11 protein-coding genes, 2 pseudogenes and 1 riboswitch are annotated in these 18144 nt (G+C 46.1%); of the genes and pseudogenes, 10 read left to right on the top strand and 3 right to left on the bottom strand.

What is annotated here, in order from left to right; genetic code table 11:
* Positions 1–199 precede the first annotated feature (199 nt).
* From tsaB to JCM15124_RS08965, 10 genes and pseudogenes are all read left to right on the top strand, one after another.
* Positions 200–892 (top strand): tRNA (adenosine(37)-N6)-threonylcarbamoyltransferase complex dimerization subunit type 1 TsaB, encoded by a 693-nt coding sequence (tsaB, locus tag JCM15124_RS09010; protein ID WP_024999166.1) that lies wholly within the window; start codon positions 200–202, stop codon positions 890–892.
* Positions 893–945: 53 nt separating this feature from the next.
* Entirely contained in the window at positions 946–1548 is a 603-nt protein-coding gene (locus JCM15124_RS09005) for a DUF4290 domain-containing protein (RefSeq protein ID WP_024999165.1), read from the top strand.
* Positions 1549–1552: 4 nt separating this feature from the next.
* Positions 1553–2866 (top strand): UDP-N-acetylglucosamine 1-carboxyvinyltransferase, encoded by a 1314-nt coding sequence (gene murA / locus JCM15124_RS09000; RefSeq protein WP_024999164.1) that lies wholly within the window; start codon positions 1553–1555, stop codon positions 2864–2866.
* Positions 2867–2879: 13 nt separating this feature from the next.
* A complete protein-coding gene (rimM, locus tag JCM15124_RS08995; RefSeq protein ID WP_024999163.1) occupies positions 2880–3401 on the top strand; it encodes a ribosome maturation factor RimM in 522 nt (173 codons plus the stop codon).
* Positions 3402–3410: 9 nt separating this feature from the next.
* Positions 3411–4565, top strand: coding sequence for a 1-deoxy-D-xylulose-5-phosphate reductoisomerase (locus JCM15124_RS08990; protein ID WP_024999162.1), 1155 nt, complete (start codon positions 3411–3413; stop codon positions 4563–4565).
* A gap of 53 nt (positions 4566–4618) precedes the next feature.
* The gene (rseP, locus tag JCM15124_RS08985; protein WP_024999161.1) at positions 4619–6019 is read left to right on the top strand and encodes an RIP metalloprotease RseP; all 1401 of its coding nucleotides are present in this window, start codon (positions 4619–4621) and stop codon (positions 6017–6019) included.
* Between the two features lie 7 nt (positions 6020–6026).
* On the top strand, positions 6027–6863 hold the full coding sequence (locus tag JCM15124_RS08980) for a LicD family protein (RefSeq protein WP_024999160.1): 837 nt from the start codon (positions 6027–6029) through the stop codon (positions 6861–6863).
* A gap of 43 nt (positions 6864–6906) precedes the next feature.
* Positions 6907–7625, top strand: a pseudogene (locus JCM15124_RS13910) (IspD/TarI family cytidylyltransferase).
* Between the two features lie 2 nt (positions 7626–7627).
* Positions 7628–8661, top strand: a pseudogene (locus tag JCM15124_RS13905) (NAD-dependent epimerase/dehydratase family protein).
* A 3-nt stretch (positions 8662–8664) separates the two neighbouring features.
* The gene (locus JCM15124_RS08965) at positions 8665–9570 is read left to right on the top strand and encodes a hypothetical protein (RefSeq protein ID WP_024999159.1); all 906 of its coding nucleotides are present in this window, start codon (positions 8665–8667) and stop codon (positions 9568–9570) included.
* Between the two features lie 260 nt (positions 9571–9830).
* Here the strand turns inward: JCM15124_RS08965 and JCM15124_RS13900 are convergent, their stop codons facing one another.
* From JCM15124_RS13900 to porV, 3 genes are all read right to left on the bottom strand, one after another.
* Complete coding sequence (locus JCM15124_RS13900) at positions 9831–15260, bottom strand: DUF4465 domain-containing protein (protein WP_232220142.1); 5430 nt, start codon at positions 15258–15260, stop codon at positions 9831–9833.
* Between the two features lie 443 nt (positions 15261–15703).
* A riboswitch (cobalamin riboswitch) is annotated at positions 15704–15887 on the bottom strand.
* Between the two features lie 544 nt (positions 15888–16431).
* Positions 16432–16908 (bottom strand): 2-C-methyl-D-erythritol 2,4-cyclodiphosphate synthase, encoded by a 477-nt coding sequence (ispF, locus tag JCM15124_RS08955; RefSeq protein ID WP_024999158.1) that lies wholly within the window; start codon positions 16906–16908, stop codon positions 16432–16434.
* Between the two features lie 41 nt (positions 16909–16949).
* A complete protein-coding gene (porV, locus tag JCM15124_RS08950; protein WP_024999157.1) occupies positions 16950–18128 on the bottom strand; it encodes a type IX secretion system outer membrane channel protein PorV in 1179 nt (392 codons plus the stop codon).
* Between the last annotated feature and the right edge of the window lie 16 nt (positions 18129–18144).

Raw genomic sequence — 18144 nt, 5'->3', positions numbered from 1 at the left:
AAGACAAAAACTAAATTTTCAAACACCAAAATCAGAGTTCTACAGAAAAATATAATAATTTTGCACTTGCTGGTTGACTCTACCCTTTTGCTACACTTTGGTTGCTTTAATTTATTTTCAATACTATAAGGAGGAATAATCCAAAATTTAGTATTATCTTTGCAAGTTGTATGGATTTAGAAAGCTAAAGAAAAAGAATATGTCGTGTATATTAAACATAGAAACCAGCACCAACGTTTGCTCGGTGGCATTGAGCGAAGACGGTGCCTGCATCTTTACACAGGAAGACCATGGCGGCCCCAACCACGGCGAACAGCTGGGTCGGTTTGTCGATGAAGCCTTGTCGTTTGCCGACAGCCACGCCATTCCCGTCGATGCTGTTGCCGTCAGCAGCGGGCCCGGTTCTTACACGGGGCTTCGTATAGGCACATCGATGGCAAAGGGCATCTGCTATGGCACCGACATTAAGCTGATAGCAGTGCCTACGCTCGAACTGCTTTGCGTGCCTGTGCTGCTGCACCACGACGAGATAGAAGACAACGCATTGCTCGTTCCGATGATTGATGCACGCCGTATGGAAGTGTATGCACAGGTGTTCGACCGTGCCTTACACGAAATTCGACCTGTCCAAGCCGACGTTGTAGACGAAAATACCTACAAGGAATATCTCGACAGAGGGGCAGTCTATTTCTTTGGCAATGGTGCCGAAAAATGTATGGAAACCATCAATCACCCCAATGCACACCTGATAAAAGGCATCGAACCACTGGCAAAAAACATGCTGCCGTTGGCTGAAAAGCGCATTGCATTGGAACAATACGAAGATGTGGCATACTTTGTGCCGATGTACCTAAAAGACTTCGTGGCAAAGCAAGCCAAGCCCTTGCTGTAAAACAAGGCAGAACACAGACAAAAGAAACGAAACAGAATAAAAAGAATAGTTGAATGAAGATAGACGGACTGGATTACAACACGCAGCGCGAGAAACTATTGTTGCCTGAATACGGACGCGAAATACAAAACATGGTGAGCCACTGTGTGGGACTTCCAACGAAGGAAGAACGACAGCAATGTGCCGAAACCATCGTTTCGATTATGGACAGAATGAACCCGCAAGGCAGAGAAAGTGCCGACCACGAGCAGAAACTGTGGGACCATTTAGCCATTATGGCAGACTTCAAACTGGACATTGATTATCCGTACGATGTATCGCAGGCATTGAAAATAGCAACGAAACCGGAACCTATGCTCTATCCGATGTCGAAAATACCTGTACGCCACTATGGGAAAATGATGTTCGAGCTGTTCGAACAGCTGAAAACAATGGAGGAAGGCGACGAGAAAGAAGAGCTTGTAAGATTGGTTGCCAACCAGATGAAACGCTGTTTGATACAATGGGGGCACGGTTCGTCGGACGATGAGAAAGTGGCTTCCGACCTCGCACGCTTCACCGACGGTGCAGTGCAATTGGACTTGGACGTCTTTAAATTCGACAAGATAAACCCCAAAGAATTGCAACCTGTACGCAACAACAAGAAGAGAAGATAAGTCTATGGAGTGTTTTGTCATTGAAGGCGGACACCGCCTATCGGGTAGCATCGTGCCTCAAGGGGCTAAGAACGAGGCTTTGCAGGTGATTAGCGCAACATTGCTGACCACCGAAGAAGTTGTTATCGACAACATTCCGAACATCTTGGACGTAAACAACCTTATAAAACTGCTCACAGACATTGGCGTAAAGGTAACAAAACTGAACGAAAACAAATACTCTTTCTGCGCCGACGAGGTGAATTTAGAATACTTGGAAAGCGTAGAATTTGTTGAAAAATGCTCGTCGCTGCGTGGTAGCGTGCTGCTTTACGGGCCTTTGCTGGGCAGATTTGGCAAGGCAACGATAGCCAAACCGGGGGGCGACAAGATTGGGCGTCGCCGTTTGGACACCCACTTCCTTGGTTTCAAAAATCTTGGAGCACACTTTGAACACAGAGAAGAGCGCAATGTGTACGAACTGAAAGCCGAAAAACTTGTCGGAACTTATATTCTTTTAGACGAAGCATCGGTTACGGGCACTGCCAATATCGTTATGGCAGCCGTCTTGGCAGAAGGTACAACCACGATATACAATGCGGCTTGCGAGCCTTACTTGCAACAACTGTGCAACATGCTCAACGCCATGGGTGCGAAAATCAGCGGCGTTGGCAGCAACCTGCTTACCATCGAGGGTGTGAAAACACTGAAAGGAACGCAACACCGCATACTTCCCGATATGATAGAAGTAGGGTCGTTCATCGGCATGGCAGCCATGATAGGCGACGGCATCAGAATAAAAGATGTGTCGGTAAAGAACCTTGGCATCATTCCCGACACGTTCCGACGACTTGGCGTGCAGATTGAAGAAGAAGGCGACGACCTTTTTATTCCACGGCAAGAGCATTACATCATTGATTCGTTTATCGATGGAACCATCATGACCATTGCCGATGCACCGTGGCCGGGCGTAACACCCGACCTTATTTCGGTGTTGCTCGTAGTCGCAACACAAGCAAAGGGCAGTGTACTCTTCCACCAGAAGATGTTCGAAAGCCGCCTGTTCTTTGTCGATAAGCTCATCGATATGGGGGCACAAATCATTCTTTGCGACCCACACCGTGCGGTAGTGGTGGGAAACGACAACCTTCGTGCGTTGCGAGGGGGCAGAATGTCAAGCCCCGATATTCGTGCAGGCATTGCCTTGCTCATCGCTGCCATGTCGGCACAAGGCACCAGTCGCATCGACAATATATCGCAAATAGACCGCGGGTACGAAAACATTGAGGAACGGCTCAATGCACTCGGTGCGAAGATAAAGCGTGTGGACGTTTGCTAAAGAAGTCTTACAGATGATAAAACGAGAGGAAGTATATAAGATAGGTGTACTTGGAAAGCCGCACGGAGTAAAGGGCGAGATACAGTTTCGCTTCACCGACGACGTGTTCGACCAATGCGATGCCGACTATCTGGTGCTTGACATGGAGGGCATTTTAGTGCCCTTCTTTATGGAAGAGTACAGATTTCGCTCTGACGAAGTTGCACTGATGAAGTTCTGCGACATCGACACCGAAGAGCGTGCACGCGAACTTACAGGCACGGAAGTGTACTTCCCACGTGCCATTGCCGAAGAAAACACAGACGAATTGTCGTGGGCACAAATCATCGGATTTAAGTTATTGGACAGCAAAACAAGCAAGGTGGTGGGCGAAATAGTGTCGGTCGATGAAACAACCATCAATCTGCTGTTTGAAATAAAGACCGAAACAGGTGGCGAACTCCTTATACCTGCCAACGAAAACCTTATAATAGGAATAGACAAGGCACGGCAAACGATAGAAGTAGAAATACCTGACGGACTTTTAGAGCTTTAGTTTAGAAAGATGAAACAACAAATATGTATCCTTGGTTCAACGGGAAGCATCGGCACACAAGCCCTCGATGTGATAGAGCAACATGCCGATTTATACGAGGTTTATGCCTTGACAGCCAACAACCAATGGCAGAAACTGGCAGCACAAGCACGTAAATTCCGGCCTGCAGCAGTGGTCATTGCAAACGAAAGCCACTACGAAGCATTGCAAAAGGAACTTTCCGACCAACCCGACATAAAGGTTTATGCCGGCAAAGAGGCGTTAAAGCAGATTGTTGAAGCCGAATCTATCAACATGGTGCTTACTGCCATGGTGGGTTTCTCAGGTCTTGAACCTACCATACACGCTATTAAGGCACGCAAAAGAATTTGTTTGGCAAACAAAGAAACACTTGTTGTGGCAGGAGAACTGATTTGCAAGTTGGCAACCGAATATCATACGCCTATTCTTCCCGTAGACAGCGAACACAGCGCAATATTCCAAAGCTTGGTAGGAGAGGATAATAACGAAATAGAAAAGATATTGCTGACATGCTCCGGAGGGCCTTTCCGCCTTTTCGATGCAGACAAATTAAAGACTGTTACCGCTGCCGATGCACTGAAGCACCCCACTTGGGACATGGGAGCAAAGATAACAATAGACTCCGCTTCGCTGATGAACAAAGGCTTTGAGGTAATAGAAGCCAAATGGTTGTTCGGTGTTCCTGCCGACAAGATACAGGTTTTGGTGCACCCACAGTCGATTATTCACAGTGCCGTGCAGTTTGTCGATGGTGGCGTAAAGGCACAATTGGGAGTCCCCGATATGCGTTTGCCTATACAATATGCCTTCTCTTTCCCCGAAAGACTTGCACTAAAAGGCGACCGTCTGGACCTATTCAGCCGGCCTTTGGAGTTCTTTGAGCCTGATATGGAGAAGTTCCGCTGTCTTGCCATGGCGTACGAAGTCATTGAAAAAGGCGGTAACATGCCTTGTATCCTCAATGCTGCCAACGAAATAGTAAACGAGGGGTTCCGTAAAGGGCAATGCTCGTTCCTTAAAATGGGCGAAATCATCGATGAAACGATGCAAAAAGTGGCATTCGATGCTACGCCATCGCTTGACGTTTATTTGCAAACCGATGCCGAAGCACGCAGAATTGCAAGTGAACTGATGGGCAATTAAGAGATTAGAAAATAAGAAAACAGAAATAAAAAATAACGATTATAAAGTAACGAATGGAATCAATTCTTATACGATTGCTCCAGTTTATAATGGCAATCTCGCTGCTTGTTCTTCTCCATGAAGGCGGCCACATGTTCTTCGCAAAGCTCTTTGGTGTTCGCGTAGAAAAGTTTTTTGTATTCTTCGATATGGCTATCGGCAAATGGAACGGTATGCTGTTCAAGTGGAAACCCAAGAATGACGACACAACATACGGCATGGGGTGGCTCCCACTCGGCGGTTACTGCAAGATTTCAGGTATGATTGACGAGAGTTTCGACACGGAACAGATGAAGAAAGCACCACAACCGTGGGAGTTTAGAGTGAAACCGGCATGGCAACGCTTGCTCATCATGATTGGCGGCGTACTTGTAAACTTCCTTTTGGCACTGTTTATCTACTCCATGATAATGTTTACGTGGGGCGAAACCTACTTCAAGGTGTCGGATATGAGTATGGGTATGCAGTTCAACGAACAGGCAAAGGCACTCGGTTTCAAGGATAAAGACGTCATGTTGGGCACCGATAAGGGGGCTTTCCGCGAGTTTGCCAACGTAAACGGCGACTTCTTCCGCCAGATTGCACAATCTAAATATGTGGAAGTGTTGCGCAATGGCAAGAAAACACGCATCGAAATGCCGGGCGATTTGGACATGCTTTCCATGATAAAGGAGCGTCCTTTCTTTGCCGAGCCTTATATTCCGGCTCGCATCGACAGCGTTGCAGCCAACACACCGGCAATGAAAGCGGGCATAAAGGCAGGCGATTTGCTGAAGTCTATCAATGGAAAAGCAGTTGAAACATGGGCAGACATGAACTACCAAATGGGTATTTTGAGCGATGTGGCAGCTGTTAAGAATACCCATAAAGATTCTTTGGCACTCCGCAACGTAGTACTTACCGTGCAACGCAGCGGCACAAGCAAGACAGACACCATAAGAATGCAGCTCAATGCCGAACTTAAAATGGGCGTAACACAAAGTACGTTGCTCTCGTACTACAAGCCCACGCAAGAGAAATATTCGTTCTTCGAGAGTTTCCCGGCAGGTGTAAAGTATGGCGTGAACATTCTTCGCGGCTACGTAGGCAACTTTAAGTACCTTGCTTCTGCCGATGGTGCAAAGAGTTTGGGAGGCTTTGGCTCAATCGGAAAGATGTTCCCACCTTATTGGGACTGGTATATGTTCTGGAACATGACTGCTTTTCTGAGCATCATTCTTGCTTTTATGAACATTCTGCCTATCCCCGCACTCGACGGCGGACACGTTATGTTCTTGCTTTACGAGATGATTACACGTCGTAAACCATCAGAGAAGTTCATGATTCGTGCCGAATATGTGGGCATCACCATACTTATTTTTCTGATGGTCGTAGCCAACCTGAACGACGTTTTGCGCTGGTTGGGCGTAATGTAGCATTGGAATGACAAAACAATTCAACACCGGCGAGACCCAAGAAACCCTCCGTCAGGACTACAACCCTGACGGTTCGGTACTGCGGCGGGCACAGATGCGCATGCTCGATATGGCTATCTACTTGCAGGAAACAGCCAAGAAGATAGGCATTCCGCTAAGGTTAGACGGTGGAAATGTGCTCGGAGCGTTGCGCCACGGTGGTTTTATTCCGTGGGACGACGATATAGATATGGTAGTAAGTCAGAAGGATTTCAAACGCCTGTGCGACTATCTCAAGGCGCACCCCCACCCCGATTACGTGTTGCAAGACAACTCTACCGACCGCGGATTTTATAAAGAATGGGCTTGTCTACGCGATTTAAGAAGCGAAAACCGCAGCCACGAAACTTCCGAAAGCGAGAACCGGCGCATTCACGAAGCGCAGAAATATCGCGGATTGCACGTCGATATATTCCCTTACGAGGGCAATATGATACCTTGGCTGCAACGTTTTGCAGCGAAACTATCGGTGAATGTGAACCTTAAAATGGCAGGTCGATACCCCCGGATGGCACAAACGTGCTACAATGTGTTGCACTTCGGTGTCTTCCCAATGTTCCGTTTCATCGGTAAAATATTCGGCAATCCGGACTTATATATGCACTCTTACGGTGCGTGGTTCTACGAACAAAACCCCAAACGCATTATGGTGCCGCACAAAGACATTGTTTTCGAAGGCTACACGTTTGAAGGACCGGCTGATGCGGAGGAACTTTGCCGCATCGCTTACGGCGAATTTATGAACCTTCCACCACGCGACAAGCGCGACAGACACAAGGTTGATGTGGTGTTTTTCGACGAGTAGAAAGCACCATAAAGACAGAAACAAAACCAAAAACAGCATAAAAATGAATATAGCCGTTATCTTTGCAGGTGGTTCGGGGCTACGTATGCACACCAAATCGCGCCCCAAACAGTTTCTCGACCTAAACGGAAAACCCATTATCATCTACACGCTCGAACTCTTCGACAATCACCCACAGATTGACGCCATTGTTGTTTCGTGCATCAAAGAGTGGATTCCGTTCCTCGAAAAGATGCTCCGCAAGTTTGAAATAAACAAGGTGGTGAAGATTGTTCCGGGTGGAGCAACGGGGCAAGATTCTATTTACAACGGTCTGTGTGCTGCCGAAACGTATGCGAAAAACGAGGCAGCAACCGTGCTTATCCACGACGGCGTGCGCCCGTTGATAACCGAAGAAACCATAACGGACAATATAAATAAGGTGGCGGAATGCGGTTCGTGCATCACCTGTGCGCCTGCTACCGAAACGTTTATCGTAAAACAGGAAGACGGCAGCTTGGAAATTCCGACACGTGCCAACTCTCTGATAGCACGTGCACCGCAAAGTTTCCACCTCGCCGATATTCTTTCAGCCCACCGCCGTGCGATAGCCGAAGACCGGCACGACTTTATCGACTCGTGTACGATGATGAGCACTACGGCTACAAGTTAGGAACGATTATCGGTCCGATGGAAAACATAAAGATAACCACCCCCACCGACTTCTTCGTATTCCGTGCAATGGTAAAGGTTCACGAAGACCGGCAAATCTTTGGCTTATAGAAATGAATGCTATTCTTGAACAAGATGTAGAGCAATTCGCCCATCGCTTCGCCCTAAAAGACGAACTGCGGGGAAAGACGGTTGCCGTAACAGGGGCAACAGGACTGCTCGGAACGTGCATGGTGCGCTGTCTGTTGGCATTAAACCGCCGGCAAGGGCTTGGTCTGCGAGTGCTGGCAGTGGTCAGAAACACGGCAAAAGCCGAAGCAATGTTTGGCAAACAAGATGCTACATTGGGGTTTTATGCTTACGACTTTTCGGCAAACGAGGTCTTCAACCCTACCGAAAAGATAGATTTCATCGTACATTTTGCCGGTCCTACGGCTTCAAAATACTTTGTGGAATATCCTGTTGAAACAATGGTTACGGTGTTTAACGGCACGAAAAATCTACTCGACTATGCACGCAAGCACCACACTCAATCGGTATTGCTGGCATCGTCGTTGGAAGTTTACGGCACCATTACCGACGACAGCACACCGCTTACCGAAGACGCACAGGGCTATCTCGACCCAATGGCGGTGCGCAGCAGCTATCCAATGGCAAAGCGGGCTGCCGAAACGCTCTGCCACGACTATGCAAAAGAATACGGAACACACGCGAAAGTGGCACGTTTGGCACAGACTTTCGGTGCGGGCGTGGCACAAGACGATAACCGTGTGTTTGCACAATTTGCCCGCAGCATTATCAAGGGCGATGATATTGTGATGCACACAAAGGGCGAACTCTGCCGAAGCTATTGCTACACGACGGACGCCGTCGCTGCCATGCTCTACATTCTTCTGCGCGGCAAAGACGGCGAAGCCTACAACGTGGCAAACGAAACCACTTATATCTCCATAAAAGATATGGCAACTTTCCTTGCCGAAACATTCAATCCGCGTGTGAAAGTGGTGGTAGAACCAAAAGAGAATATGGCTATTCGCCTACAACAAAGTTGCGTTTGTCTACCGATAAGGTGCAACAGCTGGGTTGGACACCCCAATACGACCTACAGGAAATGTTCCACCGTCTCATCTCATCGCTGAAACAATAGTCTATGTCTGACAATATCTTCCACCGAATCAGCCGGTCGCTCTTTCACGTCTACGAGCGGAAAGACCTTCGCCAATGGGACGTTGCTCCACAAAAGCACCTCCCCATTTACGGCATCTACCACATTATGTTGGACACCGGCTGGGAGAAACTGGCACGAAAGCAAATAGAAAACTTGAAAAACAGCGGACTCTTGGCAGCTACCGAAAAGCTTTTTATCAGCTGTATTGCAGCCGACGAGGGTAAAGTTGATGAACTAAAGCGATTGATTGACAGCGAGAAGGTTGAACTCATCGCCTTCTCTACCAACCCCCAAAAGTACGAATACCCTGCCCTTCAGTTTATCAAGGAACTCAGCCAACGCGAAGATTGCCTTCTATATTACTTCCATTCAAAAGGCATTTCTTACCGGTCGTTAGCGTCTGACGACCGCCTTTTCCGTGCCTTCCAACAGAAAATAGAAGCATGGCGCGAAATGTTGGAGTACTTCGTGTTCGATAAATGGCAGGTGGCTGTAAACGCTTTGTCGAACAGTTTCGACACTTACAGCTGCTATCGCTGGCCTCCTCGCAACTACACAATGTATTCGGGCAGTTTCTGGTGGGCAACATCGGCGCACATTCGACAGCTACCCGACTTCCAACCCGACGTTATTTCGGCTAACCGCTTCTACTCCGAAGTGTGGCTGTTCGAGCGCAAACACCGTCAGTTTTCGGCGTTCGACACCATTGCCGACCTTTATTTCGTGCGCATTCCACGCTCTGTTTATGCCGACGGAACGCCGTCTTTCATCGACAAACTTCGTTTCTCGTTTATGTATAACTTCCGAAAAATAGAGAAACACATATTCCATTACAACTACAAAAAGCACTGCCAACAACGCTTTCAACAGCTAAAAAAGAAGATATAACGAGCAGTAGAAACTTCGTTTGGCAAGGGATAATCTGCTCCTTTTTATGGAAGAGGAAAACCGAAAAAACACCTTTACTTTGTAAAGATTACTTCTTTGAAAAACGATAATTTCGATTTGGCAGGGCGAATAGGAAGTTTTACCTTTAAACACCCCTACTATCAATAGACTGCGATGCCGATACGACAACGCTTCTGTATAAACAAAGAAACCGTGTGGCATTGCTGCCACACGGTTTCTTCTATTCTGATATTCGTGTATTACTTTACAAGAACACTCTTTGTAATCTTTTGGTTGCCCATAACAACCTTGACAATGTACAAGCCCTTGGCAGTGCTTGGTATGCGAACTGAGCTGTTAGCGGTTCCGTTCTCCTTGCCTACCAACATTCCCGATGTAGAGTAAACCTCTACGGTGTAGTCGTTTGCTGCACCCTTCACAACGATTTCGCCGTTCTGAACGCCGATAGTTGCGTCGTTAGAACCTTCGGCAAGTACGTCAATGCCGGTAGCAAAGGTTACAGGAATGCGGACATACTGCGTCTTACCGGCCTGTGTCATACTTACAACGATTGCAAACTCCTCGTTGGTTTCGCCCTTAATGGTGAGTTCGCCCGTTGCTTCGTTGATGCTAACCGATGCCTTCACCGTGCTTGGAACAAGTTCTACGATAGCATATTTCATCGTAGCCTTGCTGCCATCAGGTGTAAAGTTAGACGAGATGTCGATAGGTTGGCCTTGTGCCACTACTGCTGCGCCCGTCTTTTCGTTGCGTACGCCGTTGAAGTTATCGAAAGCAAAGTAAGTCGGTGTGGTAAGACCCCACTTGTTCTTCTTCGTTCCTTCCATCTTGAACGAAACGGTTTTCACTTCGCCCAACGAGCTAAGGTCTACCCATTGCCACGTATCAATAATGTAACGGTCGGCTTCGTTCTCTGCACGATAGTCGGCAAGGTAGTATTCTACTTTGCTTTCCGTACCGTCAGCCTTCTTACCTGTAACGGTAAGTTTGAAGTAATCGTCCTTTTGGAAGCCACCTTCAACATCCGACATTCCGTCTCCATCTTTAATAGCATAGTAAGTCCATGGAGTATTTGTAATGTAGAAACCACGAATGCTGTCGCCGTTTTCCTTGTTCATTACATCAATCGTACCTTTTTGCGGATAAGCTACACCATAGATTTCAGAGTTGTCGTAGCCCTTGCCAACGATGTTGCGCCATTGGTCTGACAAGTCTTTGTATGTTGTGGCAGTCTCGTTTGAATACATACAATCGTAGTAGAAGTTGTATTGAGCGTTGGCTCCGTTATGGAATTTGTAAGAGCCGCTGAGGAAGTAACCGCCTCCTTCGCTTCCGTTCCAATGGCTTTCCTTATCCAAGTAAAGGTTTTCGAGGGTTGCAGTTACGGCTTCGCCCTTTACAATAACATCGCAGACAGCCTTTGCAGTCTTACCGTTCTTGTCTACAACCTCTACCGTGTATTGGTCGCACTCGGTAGGAACAACATTAGGTTCTACCTTCTGACGCTTGCCGTTGTACCACGTTATGGTATAAGGCTCGGTTCCACCGGTTACAGTTGCCTTGAGGTTGGCAGGTTGTCCTGCTTCTACCGTAATGTTTTCTGCAGTAACTACCGGCTCAGGTATTGGTGTTGGCTTGGCAACCTTGAATGGTTTGGTAGCCTCAACCTTACTCTTGCCACCACGTGTGCCCTCGTAAACAATGTATGCCACGTAGGTTTCGTCCTTGGTTAAGTCCTTGATAGTCTGTACAACTTCAGTGTCTTTGCTGATAGAAATAGCAGTACCGTCCTTCTCTACTTCTTCTACCGATGGAGCGGCGTCAGCTTCTTTCTTCACAAGGATATAAACCTTGCCGTTTTCGTCAGCCTTAATCTTAATATCAGCAGAGTTGTCTGTAATGTTCACAACTTCAGGATAGCCCTCTACCGACTTAGGTATTACGACCTCTTGAGAAAATTCGTAAGCACCCATGGTTGGGTGGTCGGCATTGCGTTGCTTGTTGTTAATATCCTTTGTAGCATAATCAAGCAATACGGTATTTACCAAATGACCGACTTCTTTTGGCTCAAGCACTTCTGCATCTAAGAATTCAACCTTTTCGTTGTAGCTGTCTGCCTCCTTAGAAACGGCTTTCCAATCGTCAAAGGTTGCATACTTGGTACCGGTCTTTATTGCAAACGACTCGCCCGTTGTATAGAGATTATTCTTCAAGAACTTAATGGCATCAGGCGAGTTCTTGCCTGTGAGGAAGTAAACGTAGCCGCCTGCTTCGTTCTGAATGATGTTTTGAGTAACCACGACGTTGCTCAAATCAGATGAAAGTTGAACAGGCTTGCTTCCTTTCGCATTACCACGGAAGACAACCGTGTTGTGTGCGATGTTTATATTTGCAGTTTCTGTTCCGCCAATCTGTATGCCATAAGAAGTATCAAAATTAGTTTCGTTTATGATAGAGTTGTTTACAATCGTTGCAGGAGTCGCAGCATCGGCAGCAATAGCACGAACATAGATAGCACCTGAATAATCTTTCGTCTTCAGGCTAATCTTGTTTTGTTCTATCTTAACTTGCCCATAAGCCGTTATATCAATAGCTTTGAAATCTTTTTTGTCGGCTTCAGTATTAATAATGGTGTTGCCAATGATTTGCGCATCGTCTTCCCTTGTAACATACATAGCCTGCGTACCATTGTTTTTGAAGGTGTTATTCAAAACCTTACCGCCCACTTCTTTTGGAAATTTTACCGTGGTGGTACCACCCAACTTAATACCTTGTCGTCCACCTTCGAGGGTTGAGCCCTTCAATGTAAAATGGTCGTTGTTCTTGTTAGGCTCGCTAAGCGAGTACATATTTACGAGTATGACACCATCTGAAAGGTTGGAACTCATCGTGGTGTGAATGTAACAGTCTTCAACAGTTACGTTACGGCTCATATTGCGAACGTGTACTACTGATGGATACTTCGCATTTCCATCAATTGTAACTTCAATTCCACGGAGCGTTGTATAAGTTGCACCATCGAAAGTGAATACGCCATACTCTCTTGCTAACTTGTCGTCGGAGTAGCCAAGTGAGTATTTGTCATTATGTAACTTAACATCAGAAGACTTTCCGGTAGATGAAGTAATGAGCAATGTATTGTTTTCAGACATACCGGCAATAGCAGGTACAAGCACATTTTCCTTATAATCGCCCGGCTGAATGCTGATTGTTACAGGACCGTCAATACCACCCTTCAATGCATCGACAGCCTTCTGAATGGTTTTATACTCCTTATCTGCACCTACTTCCAACGTTCCGCTTATACCTTTCTGAATAGTTGTAACAGCTGTAACATTGGCTGCAGGAGTTTCAGTCTTGATGTTTGTTGTGATTGAAGCGAGTGTAGCAGAAGCCTTATCGCCTTCGTTTGCAGTGGTAGAAAGGTCGTAAGTAATCCAGAAGTAGTATGTACCGCGGTCGTTCATCGTATAATCACCCTTTACTTCATAAGGGCTTGTAGTAGTCTGACCGAAGAGATTCACCGATGCAAATGTCTTGTCCTGACCTGTTGCATAAACTTTTACGTTCTTAACGATTGCTCCGTCGGTCGCTGTTACGGCGAAATTCTTAACGTCTACCGTACCATAGTCGCCCACAGTCTCAACATCGACACGCATCATAGGAAGGTTGGTAGAGCCTTTCATGCTCTTTTCGCCTACGATACTTTCCGTCTTAACAGAAGCAACGGCAAGTTCCGAGATTTTAACACTGCTCACTTCGATTGCAAAACCCTTACCGGCGTAAGTTGTAGTGTTATAGTTTACAGTGATTTTACCGTCCGGCGACTTTGTAATGAGTTCTTCAAGCTTAGGGTCTCTGCCATATTCCAAGTCTGCCTTGTCCTTCTTTTCGCCACCATAATAGATAAACATCTTGTTTCTACCGGCTACATTCCACTCCTTGGCAACAAGTTTGATACCGTAACCTTGGCTTGCAGGCACGAAAGTAATTGTACCATCGAAGTTCTTAGACTCATTTCCATCGGCACCACCGTCATCGTAGAACATTACAGAACCGCCGTCAGAGATTGTCTTTGTTTTATTCTCACCCTTCTGAAGTACAACAATATGCTTTACAACACGCTCTCCTTCAGGGTCGCCATTACTTATATTTTCCTTCTTATCGCCAAAATCGAGTGCAGTAAGTGCTGCGTCGAGCTTGCTTTCTGCCTCTGCATCGTCTTTCACATCATAGCGTACACGCAACCAATTGTTGCCCTCTACGAGTGCAAGTGGTTCGGTAAACTGAATGTCAAGTGTATTGTTCGCACCAAATTCGGTTACGGTAGCAACTGTTTTGGCATTGCCTGTAGCTTCTTCCGTATCAGCTGCGCCCAGCACTGTAATCTTGCTGATAGCCTTCTTTGATGACTTAAGGTCGAGTGTAATACCCTTTAGGTTGAGTGTGCCCTTATCGCCTTCCACCTTAACATTGAAGCTGATAATGTCCAAATCGGTAGCACCTGCTGCTGCAATATCTTTAGAGAGTTGGTTTACAACAGCTTCTTTAAATGCAAGGGGTTTACTTTCGTATTCAGCAACTTCCGCTTCAAAACCATCGCCGGTATAATAAGAAGCGTCTGTCTTAGGATTGAAGACGACAGTTAATGCGCCATCGTCTGCTATTGAGCGTAAAATCTTCTTAGGACCGACCTTTGCAAGGTTGTGATTATCGAGTTTCCAAAGTAATTGTCCGTTCTTGTTACGACCGCTGTAAACTGCAAATTCAGCACGAACACCGTAGGTTGCGCTACTTGAATACATTATATCAAAACGTGAGAAGTCTATCTGAATTTTCTTTCCTGCGTGAACCGGCAAGAAGGTCATAGTGCGTTCTTCTTGCGAAGTCTCATAGCGAGTGCTGTAACTATTGGCGTTCTTTGTCTTGAAAATAAGTTTGTTGTTTACTTTTCTTGTATTGTTGCCTTTTACAAACTCGGCAACATTCTTTACCGTTCTGTCGCCGACAGGATTTCCGTTATCAACTGCGTGCTCGCCATCGCTGAGTGTTGCACTGATGAGAGCAGCATCGACTTTCGTTCCTTCCTCTGCCGTCTCGCTGATGTCGTAGGTCAGCCAGAACCGGTTATCGCCTTCAAAGAGTGCTGTTGCTGCCGTAGAAATAACGAATTCATCAGCATTTACAGCTATTTCGCCTATCTTTTTAGCTCCTTCAAACTTATCAGACTGCCCTGCGTAATAAAGCGTTGCATGTGCGATTTGTGCCTGTGTACCGTTCGTTTTAAACTTAAAACTCGTGGTTGTAAGCGGGTTCAACACTTGTTCGGCTTTGATATTGAAGCTAAGAATCTGTTGTCCTTTATCATCGGCACATACCGTTCCGTCGGTAAACTGCTTCACATCGAAGCCGGTAACAGTCATTTGCTGCGGCGTAAACAGAGAAACGACAGCCTCCCAGCCTGCTTTTTCCATCGCATAATCGTTCTCGAACACTATTGTAAGTGCGCCGTCGTCAGCCATAGACCTTACAATGCCTGTTTCATTCTTTGTAAAAGTCTTCAGCCAGTTAGCGTTTTTTGCTTCCTTTCCGCTGTAAACCTTCAAGTATTGACTGTTCTTTTCTCCTAAAGAAGACAGGAAAATGTCCACCTTAGTGAAGTTTACCATCACCTTTTTATCCGGGTTTTCCGGCACGAATGTGATTTCGCTAACTCGCTTAACTTCGCCTTCTCGAGGTTTTGCCGGCCCCGTAGGTCCGCCTTCATCGTAGAAATTGATACTATTGTCTCCAACAGTAATCGTTTGTTTAGTGTCCGAAATATTGACTTCCGTAGCGTTCCCTGTGCCATTACGGGCATAGAGATAGCCGACAGTGCCATTGATAACGACACCAATAGTAGTTTTGTGTTCATAAATATAACTTGTTAATATAAAAAATTTAATTCCTCTTGTTTATAGTTTCCGCTTTCTCCCGACGGATTTACGCTCTCGCACATAGCCCAATACTACGGTTTTCTTGTATAAGCTATAAGCAAATACTAAAAACCGGCAATGTCTAATCTTATGTAAACTTCAATTATTCTACTTCACAACCTATCCCAAAGAAGTTTTATAGAAGTATTGCAATGGCAGGTATTCTGACTTATTGTCTGACCACAAACCCCTTCCCAAGCCTTTTGCTCAGTGGTATATGTTTGTGTCTACAATGACAACTTACAGCAGCCGGACTGTTTAGGTTTTGCACCTAATTCCCTATTAATCGCTGTTGCGAACCAAATTGCACTGCAAAGATAACGATAAAAGATTGAATAAACAACAAATCGACCATTATTCAGCAAAAATAGGAAGTAAAAAGAAGTTTTAGAACACATTTGTTCCGCTTACAACATGCAGGCAATAAACCCTACGTGAACCGTGCATCGCATGTTGCGGAACAGTACGAAAATAAAGCGGAGACAACTTGCTTTATAGGCAGAAAAAAGGCGAAAAATTTGTAAACATTTATCGCAAGCGTAGCTATTGCGTAACTATTTATTTATCAACGCTTTACAAAACCTATTGTTTTGCATTCCAAAACCGTAGGTTTTGCACGGTAAAAGCGTAGGTTTTGCGTTGCAAAACCTACGCTTTCGCAACGTCAAAACGCAAATACCGATTTTTAACGAAATTATCTTTACAAATTAAGGGTGAATTTCCGTGTCTGTCTTCAGTAAGAAAACGAAAAACAAATGCCTGAATATCGACTTACGGAAGAAGGATACACGTTATACCAACACGTAGAAAACGGGACGAATTTCAAGGTACGGAAAAAGGGTAAACTTCTTTTAAGTTCAGAAGTTTACCCTTTTTCTATTAAGCAAACAGCGTAGGCTGCCATACCTTCTTCTCTTCCTACAAACCCCATTCGCTCGGAGGTTGTGGCTTTGATGGATATGTCGTCTTCGTCGCAACCGATGATTTCTGCCATACAAGCCTTCATTGCCGGTATGTGCGGATTTATCTTCGGACGCTCGGCACACACTGTTGCATCTATATTTCCTACACGGTAGCCCTTTGTTGCTATCAGTTCTACGGTTTTGCGAAGTATCACCTTGGAGTCCATATCCAAAGTTTCGTCAGCCGTATCGGGGAAATGGTAGCCTATGTCGCGCATATTGGCTGCACCCAGCAACGCATCGCAAACTGCGTGCAGCAATACATCGGCATCGCTATGACCGAGCAAACCGAGCGCGTGGTCTATCTTTATACCTCCCAGATAGAGCGAACGCCCTTCTACAAGTTTATGGACATCGTAGCCCATTCCTATTCTTATCATCTTCAAGGAGTTTGTGGGAAACAGCCTGATCGCTACTGCCGTTATCTTCTATTAAACAAATCCTTCAGTCCGTCCATATCGAACGTTAAAGAGAAACGCAAAGTCTGGTCGAGTGGGTTGCTCTTTGCCGTTGCAATAACATAACCTGCGTCGAGCGAGAATACGCTCATCTTGAACCCTGCCCCCACGGTGAAGTACTTGCGGTTGCCTTTATTCTCGCTTTCGTGGTGGTAACCGGCACGAAGAGCAAACTTATCGTTATACACATACTCTGCTCCAAGGCTCCAGTTTACCTCTTGAAGCTCTTCTTTTGCTCCGCCCGGGGCATCGCCGAAGCTCTTGAAAATACCCGAAATAGACGATATGTCGTAGTATTCCTTCTGCAAACGCTCTTGGTAATCTACTTCCGACTCGTCGGTTTTGCGCTTCGGATAAGTGGGAACAAGCAGCTTGTTGGCGTCGGCAGAGATGGTGAAGCGGTTGAATTCATCGACAGGAATCATCAGCGATGCACCCAAACGCAAGTTGGTAGGGATAAATTCGGAACGATTATCGCCACCGAACGTAATTTTCGAACCAATGTTAGAGATGTTCAAACCTAAACCCAACTGGCACTCGCGACTGCCCATATTGATGTAATTCTGATAATAGGCAGAGATGTCGGCTCCGAAAGCAGAACCCGGTGATGTCTCTTCTGTGAAAGTGTAGGTAAGGTCAGAGTATATCCAACGTACGGCAGCACCCAACGAGAACGTTTCGCTCAACATCAGCGAATAGGCTATATCGGCAGAAAGTTCGTAAGGCTTAATGGTCAATGCAGCCGAACCATCGGTGCTACCGGTGGCTTGCACTTCGCCCAAAGAGAAATAACGAAGCGAACCGGACACTGCACTGTAATCGCCAATGCGGTAGTAACCCGAGAGATAAGCCAAGTCCATATCGCTTACCAACTGCCGTAACCAAGGCGTATAGTTCAATGAGACGCCGGCACGAGAGATTGTAAACGGATATTTTGCAGGGTTCCAGAACTGCGAATTCACATCAGGGTCGGTGGCTACGCCCACGTCTCCCATACCTGCTGCACGAGCATCGGGTGCTATCATCTGCGACGTAACGGCATGGTTCACCGGGTTAAAAATGTCCTTCTTGTCTTGCGCCATCGCTACGGAAGTAACTAATGTAAGCAAGAACAGGCTTAATATTCTATAAGTCTTATTCATTCTTTCTGTATTCCTT

This window comes from Prevotella falsenii DSM 22864 = JCM 15124 (assembly GCF_000613945.1).
In the GTDB taxonomy this organism is placed as follows: Bacteria; Bacteroidota; Bacteroidia; order Bacteroidales; family Bacteroidaceae; genus Prevotella; species Prevotella falsenii.
The sequence above is the reverse complement of the archived record's forward strand: the minus strand, read 5'-3'. Positions and strand labels throughout refer to the sequence as shown.

Coding starts and splice junctions, on each gene's coding strand:
- JCM15124_RS09005 (WP_024999165.1), top strand. CDS start 946: ATGAAGATAGACGGACTGGATTACAACACGCAGCGCGAGAAACTATTG.
- JCM15124_RS08965 (WP_024999159.1), top strand. CDS start 8,665: ATGTCTGACAATATCTTCCACCGAATCAGCCGGTCGCTCTTTCACGTC.
- JCM15124_RS13900 (WP_232220142.1), bottom strand. CDS start 15,260: ATGGTAAACTTCACTAAGGTGGACATTTTCCTGTCTTCTTTAGGAGAA.
- tsaB (WP_024999166.1), top strand. CDS start 200: ATGTCGTGTATATTAAACATAGAAACCAGCACCAACGTTTGCTCGGTG.
- JCM15124_RS08990 (WP_024999162.1), top strand. CDS start 3,411: ATGAAACAACAAATATGTATCCTTGGTTCAACGGGAAGCATCGGCACA.
- ispF (WP_024999158.1), bottom strand. CDS start 16,908: ATGATAAGAATAGGAATGGGCTACGATGTCCATAAACTTGTAGAAGGG.
- murA (WP_024999164.1), top strand. CDS start 1,553: ATGGAGTGTTTTGTCATTGAAGGCGGACACCGCCTATCGGGTAGCATC.
- porV (WP_024999157.1), bottom strand. CDS start 18,128: ATGAATAAGACTTATAGAATATTAAGCCTGTTCTTGCTTACATTAGTT.
- JCM15124_RS08980 (WP_024999160.1), top strand. CDS start 6,027: ATGACAAAACAATTCAACACCGGCGAGACCCAAGAAACCCTCCGTCAG.
- rseP (WP_024999161.1), top strand. CDS start 4,619: ATGGAATCAATTCTTATACGATTGCTCCAGTTTATAATGGCAATCTCG.
- rimM (WP_024999163.1), top strand. CDS start 2,880: ATGATAAAACGAGAGGAAGTATATAAGATAGGTGTACTTGGAAAGCCG.